Source organism: Streptomyces vastus (genome assembly GCF_039532825.1).
Classification (GTDB): Bacteria; Actinomycetota; Actinomycetes; order Streptomycetales; family Streptomycetaceae; genus Streptomyces; species Streptomyces vastus.
This window is the reverse complement of sequence record NZ_BAAASJ010000041.1, coordinates 1-11982: the sequence shown is the minus strand read 5'-3', so window position 1 is coordinate 11982 and position 11982 is coordinate 1. Positions and strand designations below refer to the sequence as shown.

Annotated in this window: 12 protein-coding genes and 1 rRNA gene; 3 read left to right on the top strand and 10 right to left on the bottom strand. The window is 68.5% G+C overall.

Translation table 11 applies throughout. The features are described from left to right. Positions 1-355 precede the first annotated feature (355 nt). On the bottom strand, positions 356-655 hold the full coding sequence (locus ABD357_RS20465) for a glutaredoxin family protein (RefSeq protein WP_344391847.1): 300 nt from the start codon (positions 653-655) through the stop codon (positions 356-358). Positions 656-829: 174 nt separating this feature from the next. Here ABD357_RS20465 and ABD357_RS20460 point away from each other — a divergent pair, with 174 nt between their 5' ends. The 3 genes from ABD357_RS20460 to ABD357_RS20450 all read left to right on the top strand — a co-directional run bounded on the left by ABD357_RS20460 (position 830) and on the right by ABD357_RS20450 (position 4470). Further along, the gene (locus tag ABD357_RS20460; protein WP_344391846.1) at positions 830-1774 is read left to right on the top strand and encodes an HAD family hydrolase; all 945 of its coding nucleotides are present in this window, start codon (positions 830-832) and stop codon (positions 1772-1774) included. A gap of 346 nt (positions 1775-2120) precedes the next feature. Further along, positions 2121-2951 (top strand): ECF subfamily RNA polymerase sigma factor, BldN family, encoded by an 831-nt coding sequence (locus tag ABD357_RS20455; RefSeq protein ID WP_344391845.1) that lies wholly within the window; start codon positions 2121-2123, stop codon positions 2949-2951. Between the two features lie 265 nt (positions 2952-3216). Beyond that, complete coding sequence (locus ABD357_RS20450) at positions 3217-4470, top strand: DUF5667 domain-containing protein (protein WP_344391844.1); 1254 nt, start codon at positions 3217-3219, stop codon at positions 4468-4470. Positions 4471-4696: 226 nt separating this feature from the next. Here the strand turns inward: ABD357_RS20450 and ABD357_RS20445 are convergent, their stop codons facing one another. The 9 genes from ABD357_RS20445 to rrf form a co-directional block, all read right to left on the bottom strand. Next, on the bottom strand, positions 4697-5761 hold the full coding sequence (locus ABD357_RS20445) for a lysophospholipid acyltransferase family protein (RefSeq protein ID WP_344391843.1): 1065 nt from the start codon (positions 5759-5761) through the stop codon (positions 4697-4699). Positions 5762-5775: 14 nt separating this feature from the next. After that, entirely contained in the window at positions 5776-6837 is a 1062-nt protein-coding gene (locus ABD357_RS20440; RefSeq protein WP_344391842.1) for an NAD-dependent epimerase/dehydratase family protein, read from the bottom strand. A gap of 314 nt (positions 6838-7151) precedes the next feature. Then, positions 7152-7250 (bottom strand): 30S ribosomal protein bS22, encoded by a 99-nt coding sequence (locus tag ABD357_RS20435; protein WP_003948845.1) that lies wholly within the window; start codon positions 7248-7250, stop codon positions 7152-7154. Between the two features lie 195 nt (positions 7251-7445). Further along, a complete protein-coding gene (locus ABD357_RS20430; protein WP_093781815.1) occupies positions 7446-7655 on the bottom strand; it encodes a helix-turn-helix domain-containing protein in 210 nt (69 codons plus the stop codon). Positions 7656-7784: 129 nt separating this feature from the next. Further along, positions 7785-8600, bottom strand: coding sequence for a phosphatase (locus ABD357_RS20425; RefSeq protein WP_344391994.1), 816 nt, complete (start codon positions 8598-8600; stop codon positions 7785-7787). Positions 8601-8709: 109 nt separating this feature from the next. Beyond that, the gene (locus tag ABD357_RS20420; protein ID WP_344391841.1) at positions 8710-9882 is read right to left on the bottom strand and encodes an acetoin utilization protein AcuC; all 1173 of its coding nucleotides are present in this window, start codon (positions 9880-9882) and stop codon (positions 8710-8712) included. Further along, on the bottom strand, positions 9833-11056 hold the full coding sequence (locus tag ABD357_RS20415; RefSeq protein WP_344391840.1) for an MFS transporter: 1224 nt from the start codon (positions 11054-11056) through the stop codon (positions 9833-9835). Before ABD357_RS20415 ends, ABD357_RS20420 begins: the two co-directional genes overlap by 50 nt. 102 nt (positions 11057-11158) lie before the next feature. Further along, a complete protein-coding gene (locus tag ABD357_RS20410; protein ID WP_344391838.1) occupies positions 11159-11803 on the bottom strand; it encodes an HAD family hydrolase in 645 nt (214 codons plus the stop codon). A gap of 88 nt (positions 11804-11891) precedes the next feature. Next, positions 11892-11982, bottom strand: a 5S ribosomal RNA gene (rrf, locus tag ABD357_RS20405); the annotation flags it as partial.

Genomic DNA, 11982 nt, shown 5'->3' with positions numbered 1-11982 from the left:
CCCGTCGACAGCAGGCTATGTCTTTGTGAATGCATGCACAAAGATGGTGTCCGATTTGCCCGCCCAACGTGACCGGGGTCACGCGACTTCGCCACATGCGTATGGAACCGGCGCAAAGGCACCTTCGTTCCCTGCTTGATGGGGGCAAAGCCGTACACACTCCTCTACGCTCCCCGCCCCCGAGGCCAAACCGCCCCCGATCCTAAGTGACTTTGCGAACCACTTGGAGTGCCCGGACGGGCCACGGTTCGGTTACGCACGCCTCCGCGGCCCCTTTGCGCACGCCACCGCGCCCTGGTTGCGCCCGCCACCGCGCCCTGGTTGCGCCCGCCAACATGCCCGGTTGCGCACACCGTCACTCCGCGAGGGCCCTCCGCAGCCGCTCCTCGTTCACCCGCCAGAACGTGTGCTGCGCACCGTCCACGAGCACCACCGGGATCTGCTCCCAGTACGCGCGATACAGCTCCTCGTCCCGCGTGATGTCCTTCTTCTCCCAGGGCACGCCGAGTTCCCCGCACACCTTCTCGACGACGGCCTCCGCGTCCTCGCACAGATGGCAGTCGGGCTTGCCGATCAGCGTGACCTGCCGCTCACGCGGCGCCTTCTTCTCCGTACGGCGGTCAGTACGCCGAAAGATGGGACTCATACGAGCCATTCTCGCCCTACAGCCACACCCCGTCGGGTACGGGTTTTTCCCGCATCCGGCGCCACCACCTGGGCACGACCGGTCAGATGTGGCCCGCAGCCGTAACGACACGGTCGCAGAGAGTTCACACCCTTCAAACCTCCCGACTCCGGAAGTAACGCACTGACTGGCTATGCTCACGCCATGGCCGCTCTCGGATGGCTCACTCCCCGTAGGCGCTCCGCCACGGCGCGGAGCGTGTTGGCAGGCGAGGCCTCGGCGGAGGCAGCGCGCAAGTCCTCCCAGGAACTGGAGGATCTCGCGCCCGAAACCACGCCCGAAACCGCCGTCGAGGAACCGGAGTTCCCGGTCCTCGGCGACGACAAGGCCGCCGCCTTCTTCGACCTCGACAACACCGTGATGCAGGGCGCCGCGCTGTTCCACTTCGGCCGCGGCCTGCACAAGCGGAAGTTCTTCGAGACCCGCGACCTCGCCCGGTTCGCCTGGCAGCAGGCCTGGTTCCGGCTGGCCGGCGTCGAGGACCCCGAGCACATGCAGGAGGCGCGCGACTCCGCGCTGTCCATCGTGAAGGGCCACCGCGTCTCCGAACTGATGTCGATCGGCGAGGAGATCTACGACGAGTACATGGCCGAGCGCATCTGGCCCGGCACCCGCGCCCTGGCCGAGGCCCACCTCGACGCGGGCCAGAAGGTGTGGCTCGTCACGGCCGCCCCGGTCGAGATCGCCACGGTGATCGCCCGCCGCCTCGGCCTGACCGGCGCCCTCGGCACGGTCGCCGAGTCGGTCGACGGCGTCTACACCGGCAAACTCGTCGGCGAACCCCTGCACGGCCCCGCGAAGGCCGAGGCAGTACGGGCCCTGGCGGCGGCGGAGGGCTTGGACCTGGGCCGCTGCGCCGCGTACAGCGACTCGCACAACGACATCCCGATGCTCTCGCTCGTCGGGCATCCGTACGCGATCAACCCCGACACCAAGCTCCGCAAGCACGCCCGCAACCTCGACTGGCGCCTGCGCGATTACCGCACGGGCCGCAAGGCGGCGAAGGTCGGCATCCCCGCGGCAGCCGGCGTCGGCGCGGTGGCGGGCGGCACGGCAGCCGCGATCGCCCTGCACCGCCGCCGCCGCTGACACCGGCCCCACCGTCCATGAATGCCCGCGTGTACGAACACGCGGGCAATTCTGCTGCCCTACCCGCACACCGCCCCCGCCAGTCCTGTTGGCGGCAGACGGCCACAACACGCCCCGGGCCCGGGCGAAATGTGAAGCGATTCGATCAACTACTGGTCACTGAGCGGCACTTGATCAGCCGTCGATGCGTAACAGAAGCGACGTATTCGATGATTTGAGCAACTGGGCGTAGCGCTGCCTGTACGAAGCGTTATTCTCCTCAGACGCATGACGGGCCTCACACGTCGCTACGACGAGTGAATGTTCCCGTACTGCACGTGATGGAAGCTCTGCCTCTGGGAGTCCCGTGTACCCACACGTCGGGGTTGACGCCTCGGGCCTGGCTACGCTCCGCGCGGCGGTCCTCGACCACCTGCGCGGTTTCGTCCCCACCGCGTACGCCGTCCCCGCCCTCGCTGTCTCCGCCGCGCCCGTCGGCCCGTGCTATGCACTGGCCGACGGCATCGAGCGGGGGCCGGCGCGAAGCGCCGTCGTTGAGGGGCGGGGGACGGGTGACGGGCGGGCCGCGGGCAGACGGGGTCGTACGAGTGCGTCGGCCACCACCGCCCGCCGCCCGGCCGCGGACAGCGACAGCGCCCGGATGCTGAACCTCGTGGAGCGCGCCCAGGACGGCGAGGCCGAGGCCTTCGGGCGCCTCTACGACCAGTACAGCGACACCGTGTACCGCTACATCTACTACCGAGTGGGGAGCAAGGCGACAGCGGAGGACCTCACGAGCGAGACCTTTCTGCGGGCCCTGCGCCGGATCGGCACCTTCACCTGGCAGGGCCGTGACTTCGGCGCCTGGCTGGTCACGATCGCCCGCAATCTTGTCGCCGACCACTTCAAGTCGAGCCGCTTCCGCCTGGAAGTGACCACCGGCGAGATGCTCGACGCCAACGAGGTCGCTCGCTCCCCCGAGGACTCCGTCCTGGAGTCCCTGTCGAATGCGGCACTCCTGGACGCCGTACGCCGCCTCAACCCACAGCAGCAGGAGTGCGTGACCCTGCGCTTCCTCCAGGGCCTCTCGGTCGCCGAGACCGCCCGCGTGATGGGCAAGAACGAGGGTGCGATCAAGACCCTCCAGTACCGGGCCGTGCGCACGCTGGCCCGACTCCTGCCCGAAGACGCCCGCTGAGAACCCGTATCGCCCCTCACCCACCCCGCACACCCCCTCACCCTCAGCGACAATCAACTCACCCTTAGTTGCCGCCTGTTGGCTCTGCGGTCCGATCATCCGTCGTCCGTAACCCAAGTGCTGAGCGGCTCGTTGTGCGGGATACAGGCTCCCTGTGGTCACCTCTGGCCGTCCCCGATCACCCGATCGTGTGGAACTGATCAGAGAGTGCAACCCTCAGGACCCCCTGGGGAGTCGACCGTCATGACGAGAGGAGGTGCCGCCAGTGATCGCGAACGTATCGGCACACCGGCGGGCGAACGCCTTCGCCCAGGCCCTGGAGGAGCAGTCCGACCGGGGCTCGGCGGCCGAGCAGTCCGAAGGCCCGGCGCCGGAACCCACGGACCAGCCCGGCCGGCCCGGTCAGTCCGAGCGGAGCCGGATGCTGTCCCTGGCGACCGGACTCGGCGAGCTGCCCAAGCCGGCGCTGGACCCCGAGGTCAAGGTCGTTCAGCGGGCCCAGCTGGTGGCCGCGATGGAGGCCATGCTGCAGGAGGGCACAGCCGCGGCGGGCGACGCGGTGGAACCTTCGGTGCCCGGGCAGAGGTCGCACCGAGGGCGGGGCGCTCATCGGGCGACCGGCCTGGGGAAGTTGCGACAGCGTTTCCCGAGGTCCCGGCTTTCCAAGGGGCTCGCCGCGGGCGGGCTCACCTTGGGTGTGGCGGCGGGAGCGTTCAGCGGCGTCGCCGCCGCCAGTTCCGACGCCCTGCCCGGTGACTCGCTCTACGGGCTCAAGCGCGGCATGGAGGACCTCAGGCGAGGCATGGCCGACGGCGACAGCGACCGCGGCCGGCTCTACCTCGACCAGGCCTCCACGCGGCTGAGCGAGGCGCGCCGGCTGATCGAGCGCGACCGCTCCGGGCCCCTCGACCACGAGTCCATGGGCGAGATCCGCCGCGCGCTGTCCGGCATGCGGCACGACGCGTCGGAAGGCCACCGGCTGCTGCACGAGGCGTACGAGCGCGACCCCGACTCCCTGGGCCCCATCCAGACGCTCTCGGCCTTCTCCCAGTCGCACCGCGACGCATGGAGTGCGCTGAGCGACCGGCTGCCCGCGCAGCTCGGCGATGTCAGCCGGCAGGTCAGCTCGGTCTTCGACGCCATAGACGAAGAGGTCGATCCGCTGCGCTCGCTGCTGCCGGAGCCCCCCTCGCGGGACGGCACAAGCCGCCGACCGGACTCCGGCCAGTCCTCCACCGGCTCCTCGGGCACGGACAGCCCGACCGCCCCCAGCGCCACCGGCGACTACCCCGACGGCAACCACTCCAGCAGCGGCAACCCCAAGCCGTCCACCTCCGGCACGCAGGACGAGGGCCTGCTCGGCGGCAACACGGGTGGCCTCCTGGAACCACCCAAGGACGACACCAGCACGACCCCGTCCAGCGAGCCCACCACCCCGACCGATCCCGACGTCACCGTCCCACCCCTGCTCCCGGGCCTCCTTCCGGAAGTGCGCGTCGAGGACGAGGACACGAACTAAGTTTCTGCTCCATACGTCGGTGGGGGCGCCCTCTTCGAAGAGGGCGCCCCCACCGACGTATGGAGCCTTCTTCGGCGACGCTCAGAAGAAGACCGACCTGCGCTGCACCAGCAACTTGGCCCCTCCTGTTTGCTGTCCTCGCACTGCTTCGCAGGTTTCGGACAGCTGCGCCGGGCTCCGCCCGGCGGCTCCGGACGACCGGAGTCCGGCCCGTCTGGGCCGCCCGTCAGAAGAAGACCGACCTGCGCTGCACCAGCAATTTGTACAACGTGTGCTGGATCTGCTCCCTGACCTGGTCCGTCAGGTTGAACATCAGCATCGGGTCCTCGGCCGCCTCCGGCGGATAACCATCCGTCGGGATCGGCTCCCCGAACTGAATCGTCCACTTCGTCGGAAGCGGCACCGCACCCAACGGGCCCAGCCACGGGAACGTCGGCGTGATCGGGAAGTACGGGAAACCCAGGAGCCGCGCCAGCGTCTTGGCGTTGCCGATCATCGGGTAGATCTCCTCCGCTCCGACGATCGAGCAGGGGATGATCGGCGTGCCCTGGCGCAGGGCCGTCGACACGAAGCCGCCGCGGCCGAAGCGCTGGAGTTTGTACCGGTCGCCGAACGGTTTGCCGATGCCCTTGAAGCCCTCCGGCATCACGCCGACCAGCTCGCCGCGCTGCAGCAGCCGTTCCGCGTCCTCCGCGCACGCGAGCGTGTGACCTGCCTTGCGGGCCAGCTCGTTGACCACCGGCAGCATGAACACCAGGTCCGCGGCCAGCAGGCGGAGATGGCGGCCGTCGGGGTGGTTGTCGTGCACCGCGACCTGCATCATCAGGCCGTCCAGCGGCAGCGTCCCGGAGTGGTTGGAGACGATCAGCGCCCCGCCCTCGGACGGGATGTTCTCGATGCCCTTCACCTCGACGCGGAAGTACTTCTCGTAGACCGGCCGCAGCATCGACATCAGGACCTGGTCGGTGAGCTCCTGGTCGTAACCGAAGTCGTCGACCTCGTAGTCGCCCGTCAGCCGCCGCCGCAGGAAGGCCAGACCACCCGCGATGCGCTGATCCCAGCCGCCGCCCTGCCGCTCCGGCGGGGACGTCGGTTCCTCAGGCGTATCCGGCACATCTGTCACAGGAACATCATCCTGCAGAATCGTTCGGCCAGGCAGGGGCTGGACCTCACGTACCCCCGCGGGCTCACCCTTGAGCCGGCTCCCCGCACCACGGCGCCGCGGCGGCCGGTGCGCGGCGCTCCCACGGGACCGGTCGTCGTCGAACGGAATGACCTTGGCGTCCGCCATCGTTGATGCGCTCCTCAGTTGGCGCTCTGCGTCGGGGGGTGGCCACCGCCCAGGAGGGACAGCCCGGCGATCCGGTCGACGGCCCCCGCAAGGGTCTCCGGCGGCAGGAGTCCGGGTCCGCGGCTGCGCGCGAAATCCGCGAAGGTCTCCGCAGTTGTGTACTTCGGCCGGAAGCCCAGCGTCTCGCGCATCTGGTTGGTCGCCACGACCCGGCCATGGGTGAGCAGCCGCAGCTGCTCGGGCGAGAAATCCGTCATACCCAGCGTACGCACTGCCGTGCCCACCCAGCTGACCGCGGGCAGCAGCAGCGGCACCGTGGGCCGGCCGAGCCTGCGCGCGCACTGCGAGAGCAGCAGGACCCCGTCGCCGGCGATGTTGAACGTCCCGCTGTTGAGCGTCCCGCGCTCCGGCTCGTGCGAGGCGATCCGCAGCACGTCGATCACATCGTCCTCGTGGACGAACTGCAGCCGCGGGTCGTAGCCGAACACGGTCGGCAGCACGGGCAGCGAGAAGTACGCGGCGAGCGGCGAATCCGCGCTCGGCCCGAGGATGTTCGCGAACCTCAGCACGCACACGGCCACATCGGGCCGACGCCGCGCGAAGCCGCGTACATACCCCTCGACCTCGACCGTGTCCTTCGCGAAGCCACCGCTGGGCAGCGACTTGGGTGACGTCGTCTCGGTGAACACGGCTGGATCGCGGGGCGCCGACCCGTACACGTTCGTACTGGACTTCACGACCAGCCGCTTGACCGACGGGGACTTCTGGCAGGCGCCGAGGAGCTGCATGGTGCCGATGACGTTGGTCTCCTTGACCGAGGTCCGGCTGCCGCTGCCCAGCGGAGTGCCCGTGACGTCCATGTGCACGACCGTGTCGACGGAGTACTCGGCGAGCAGGCGCGCGATCGTGGGCTGCCTTATGTCGGCCCGTACGAAATCGGCTCCGCCCAGGTGGTGTTCGGGCTGGACCGCGTCCACGGCGACCACCCGGTCCACCTCGGGGTCACGCTGGATCCGCCGTACGAAACGGCCCCCGAGCTGCCGGGCCGCTCCGGTCACGAGCACGACCTTCCCCAAGATCAGCGCCTTCCTTCCAGCCCTAGGTGGCTTCCTGCTCGTACTGTGCCGCGTTCCCCGTGGCCGCCCACGTTAGCGGGTCGATGTTGCGCTGCGGTGACCACTCGATGCACGAAGTCACGACGGACGCGGACGTACGACCGGACCAAGCCAACGTCGTACGACCAGACCGCGCCAGCCGGGTATGGCTGTGGCCCCCCACCGACGGGTGGGAGGCCACAGAGCGCCTGCTTGTAGCAGCGGCGCGCAACACCGTGGGCACGGTCGTGGGGGTGGATCCGCCGGGGCGGGTTCATGGCCCTACGACCTGCTGCCTACTTCTTGTTGCGACGCTGAACGCGCGTGCGCTTGAGCAGCTTGCGGTGCTTCTTCTTCGCCATCCGCTTACGCCGCTTCTTGATAACAGAGCCCACGACTACCCTCGCTCACTTCTCGGACAACCCCCGCAGCAGCGGGGACAATCACTCGGTGCGGGGCTGCATTGGGGCCCACACGACCTACGGGGGGCCAGCCTACCCCGACAGAGCTCCGAGCTTGTAATCGAGGTGATCCGGAGGGAAACCGGAGACGACCGCGAAGGCCGTCACCGGCATCCACCGGAGTCGCCGTCAGGCGGTTTCCACCCCCACGTAGGACTCGCGAAGGTACTCGTGAACCGCTTGCTCCGGGACTCGGAATGACCTCCCGACCCGGATCGCGGGCAGATGACCGCTGTGCACCAGCCGGTACACGGTCATCTTCGACACTCGCATCACCGAGGCGACTTCCGCCACGGTTAGGAACTGAACCTCGTTCAGAGGCCTCTCGCCAGCAGCCATGACACACCTGAACCTTCCGCACTCGACGGTCACCGGCTTCCCCTTCCGGTGACACTTCGTCGTTGCGTGCTCACTCCCCAATGTAGGGGCGGGTGATGCGAGTGGGGAAGAGGGGATGCCATCAGGCGCCTACTGTGACAGACACGCTCGATTGAGTACATAGCGAGTAAGCGGTCGGTAGTAAGCAGACCGCACAGCGTCATCAAGCGGAACGGCGACGGACACCCGCCCCTCCGCCTCCCCGACGAACAGCGCCGGATCGTCCGTATCCCCAAGCCCCATGGCCTCGAACCCCAGCTGACCTGCACCGCAAACCCAGCCATGGTCTCCGATCACCAGTTCCGGGAGAGGGCCGCCGGCCTCCGCAGCGGCGGCCAGCGCGAGTCGAACCGGGAGCGGGGAATGCGAGTGTGCGCCGGGCTCACAACCCGTGGCCCGGGCCCCTGGTTCGCGCACCAGCGCGACACCTTGTACGTAGTCAAGGTTGTGCGTGCGTAGACCGAACCGGGTCGTTATGTCGACACAGCTACCCTGCGCGGGGGTGAGCACGGCACATCCCGCCGCCGACAGGGCGTCCGCGAGAGCGGCGTAGAAACCGAGCAGTCGGTGCGGGTGGCCGGTACCCAGGAGCACCGGGGAACGGTTGCGGGCCGCCACCTGGAGCCGCTCCGCGAAGGCGTCAAGAGCAGCCAACGTCCGCTCAGGGTCGATCACATCGTGGCCCGATGTATGCCGTGGATCGGCTGATACTCCGCACTTGTCCGCCATCAAGGCGACCAAATCCGGTTGTTTCCATGTCCATTCAGGGTCAAGCCCGATCATCACGCGGGGATCGCGGGCCGCGAAGAGCCGATAACTCCGCAGGCTCTGCTCCCGCGAGGTCGCCACAGGCCCGGCCAACCGCGCGGCCAGCAGATGCGCACGCAACGCTCCAGCACTCAACACACAGCGATGCTGGCGCATGTGCCACTGGCGCACGCCCAGAACAGGGAAAAGCCCGCACGGTCGGAGTACAAGGCGGTACACGGCCGTCCGCACCGCTGGAAGCAGGCGGCTACGCCAGCAACCCCCGCAGCGGGAACACGGCCCGCCGAGCCGCGACGATCGCCTGGTCAAGCCGGTCGGCCGGATCGTACCCGTCCTCCCACGCCTTCCAGGCCACCGGCCACCGCCCGTCCGTCATCCGCGCCGGCGCCAACTGCCGCGTACGAGCGAAGACTTCCTGCCGCCATTCCTCAGGGATCCCCGCCTCCGGCGCGATCTCCCGCCCCGCGGCGATGGCGACGAGGTGCGTCCAGGACCGGGGCACCACGTCCACCACCGCGTACCCGCCGCCACCGAGAGCGATCCACCGGCCCTCGGCGTACTCATGCGCCAGCTCATGGCAGGCGACCTGCACCGCCCGCTGCGCATCCAGTGAGACGGCCAGATGAGCCAGCGGATCCTCGAAGTGCGTATCGGCCCCGTGCTGGGTCACCAGCACCTGAGGCCGGAAGTCCGCGATCAGCTCCGGCACCACGGAGTGGAAAGCCCGCAGCCACCCCGCGTCCCCGGTCCCGGCCGGCAACGCCACATTCACCGCGGAGCCCTCCGCGGAGTCCGCTCCCGTCTCCTCCGGCCAGCCGGTCTGCGGAAACAACGTCCGAGGGTGCTCGTGCAAGGAGATCGTGAGCACCCGCGGGTCCTCCCAGAACGCGGCCTGCACCCCGTCGCCGTGATGCACATCCACATCGATGTACGCGACCCGCTCCGCCCCCAGCTCCAACAACCGCGCGATCGCCAGCGACGCGTCGTTGTAGATGCAGAACCCCGAGGCCCCGCCGGGCATCGCATGATGCAGCCCGCCCGCGAAGTTCACCGCGTGCGAGACCTCCCCGCGCCACACGGCCTCGGCCGCGCCCACCGACTGCCCGGCGATCAGCGCGGAGACCTCGTGCATCCCGGCGAAGGTGGGATCGTCCATGGTCCCCAGCCCGTACGACATGTCCGCCGCCCGAGGATCCACGGAGGCGGCCTTGACGGCCTCGACGTAGTCCGCGCGATGCACGAGCCGCAACGTCGACTCCCCGGCCGCCTTCGCCGCGACCACGTCCATCTCACGATCGAGCCCGAAGGCATCGACCAGTCGACGGGTCAACGCCAGCCGGACCGGATCCATCGGGTGATCCGGACCGAAGTCATAGCCCGTTACTGCCTCGTCCCACATCAGCTGTGCGCGGCCGCTCATGCCCGTCACCGTATCGGTCCGGTTGAGGAGCGAACGAACGGGCGTACAGAAGTGTCACCAGCACCAACACCATCGGCACAAGCATCGCCCCCCGGTACGTCCACGCATCGCCCAGGGCCCCGACGAGGGGCGAACCGATCAAGAACCCCACATAGTTGAAGATATTCAGCCGCGCGATGGCAGCATCCGCCGCACCGGGAAACAACCGACCGGCGGCCGCGAAAGTCTGCGGTACGAGCACACACAACCCGAGCCCCAGCAACGTAAAGCCGAGCATCCCGACCCACGCCCCCGGCGCCACCGCCACCACCGCGAACCCCAGGGCCGCGATGATCGACCCCAGCCGTACGACCGCCACGGCTCCGAACCGCCGCACCCCGAAGTCCCCGATGGCCCGCCCGAGCAGCGTCGTGACCATGTAGACGTTGTACGGCACGGTCGCCAGCTGCTCCGAACTGCCCAACACGTCCTGCAGATACTTGGCACTCCAGTTGGAAACCGTCGAGTCCCCGATGTACGCGAAGGTCATCACCAGACACAGCGGCAACAGCAGCTTGAAGGCGACGGGTTGCCCGCCCGCGTCCTTCGGCTTCTCCTCGCTCTCCCCGCCGGGCCTGCCCCCGTCGACGTACCACCGGCTCCCCACCAACGCGGCGGGCAGCAGCACCACGACGACCGGCAGATACGACACGAACAGGTGCAGATCCCAGTGCGCCCCCACCCACGCGAGCGAGGCCCCCACGATCCCGCCCATGCTGTACACAGCGTGAAAGCCGAGCATGATGCTGCGCCCGTACGCGTGCTGAAGGCTGACCCCGAGCATGTTCATGGACGCGTCGAGCGCACCAACGGCCAGCCCGAACGCGGCCAGCGACAGCCCGATCTCCCACAGTCCGTCACCGGCTCCGACACCGAGCAGCGCGAGCAGCACGACGGGCTGCGACCAGCGCAGTACGTGGCTGGGCCTCAGCCGCTTGACCAGCAGCTCCGTGCAGACACTGCCGACACCGGCGAGGACCGGCACAGCGGCGAGAAAGGCGGGCAGCAGGGCGTCGGATATCCCGTACTGGTCCTGGATCGCGGGAATCCGCGTCACCAGCAGCGCAAAGGCCACGCCCTGAGCGAAGAAGCTGAACGCCAACGAGGCCCGGCCGCGCCGCAGCACATCTGTCATGGCCGATCAGCGTACGGGCGCTGCTTACTCGTGGGTAGATGTATTGGAAGATGAATCTTGTTCATCTTCCAGGGGCAGGAGGGGAGCTGCAGGAGACGAGTTTCAGGAGAGGAGCGCGGGCAGTTCCTGCATCTCGCCGAAGAGTCCGGTGGCTCCTGCGAGTCGCTCGGCGGGCGTCATCGCCGTGAACCCGTACACATCCATCCCCGCCGCGACGGCCGCCCGCACCCCTAGCGGACTGTCCTCGACGACAACACACCGCTCCGGCCGGACGCCCATCCGCTCGGCCGCGTGCAGAAACAGATCCGGCGCCGGCTTCCCCCGCCCCACATCCTGCGAACTGAAGATCCGTGCGTCCGCGAACCACTGCTCCAACCCGGTAGCCCGATGCCCCACCCGAATCCGCTCATGACTCCCGGAGGACGCCACGCAGTACGTGACCCCGTCCGCGGCCAGCTTCTCCAGCACCTCTACAGCCCCGGTCACGGGTCCCAACTCCCGCTCGAATGCGGCGAATACGCGCCCATGGAAGACGTCGTCGAAGTCCTCGGGCAACCGCTGACCGGTCCGTTCCAGCACAAGATCGCGTACGCGATGCATGGCGGCGCCCATGTAGTCGCGAAGTGAGTCCTCGTACGAGGTCGGGTGCCCGAGTTCGGTGAGATAGGCGGCGAGCAACTTGTTGGAAATCGGCTCGCTGTCCACGAGCACGCCGTCGTTGTCGAAGATGACGAGGTCATAGCGCATGGGTACGAGCCTAGACGGCTCGGAAAGGGTCATGAAATGCAGAAAACCCCCGAGCCGGTATCCCCGGCCGGGGGTTTTCTCAATTTTTGTTCGGCGGTGTCCTACTCTCCCACAGGGTCCCCCCTGCAGTACCATCGGCGCTGTAAGGCTTAGCTTCCGGGTTCGGAATGTAACCGGGC

Excerpts from the sequence above, each read along its gene's own strand:
- ABD357_RS20430 (WP_093781815.1), bottom strand. The coding sequence starts at position 7,655 with ATGGCTGCTGGCGAGAGGCCTCTGAACGAGGTTCAGTTCCTAACCGTG.
- ABD357_RS20415 (WP_344391840.1), bottom strand. The coding sequence starts at position 11,056 with ATGACAGATGTGCTGCGGCGCGGCCGGGCCTCGTTGGCGTTCAGCTTC.
- ABD357_RS20445 (WP_344391843.1), bottom strand. The coding sequence starts at position 5,761 with ATGGCGGACGCCAAGGTCATTCCGTTCGACGACGACCGGTCCCGTGGG.
- ABD357_RS20410 (WP_344391838.1), bottom strand. The coding sequence starts at position 11,803 with ATGCGCTATGACCTCGTCATCTTCGACAACGACGGCGTGCTCGTGGAC.
- ABD357_RS20420 (WP_344391841.1), bottom strand. The coding sequence starts at position 9,882 with ATGAGCGGCCGCGCACAGCTGATGTGGGACGAGGCAGTAACGGGCTAT.
- ABD357_RS20465 (WP_344391847.1), bottom strand. The coding sequence starts at position 655 with ATGGCTCGTATGAGTCCCATCTTTCGGCGTACTGACCGCCGTACGGAG.
- ABD357_RS20460 (WP_344391846.1), top strand. The coding sequence starts at position 830 with ATGGCCGCTCTCGGATGGCTCACTCCCCGTAGGCGCTCCGCCACGGCG.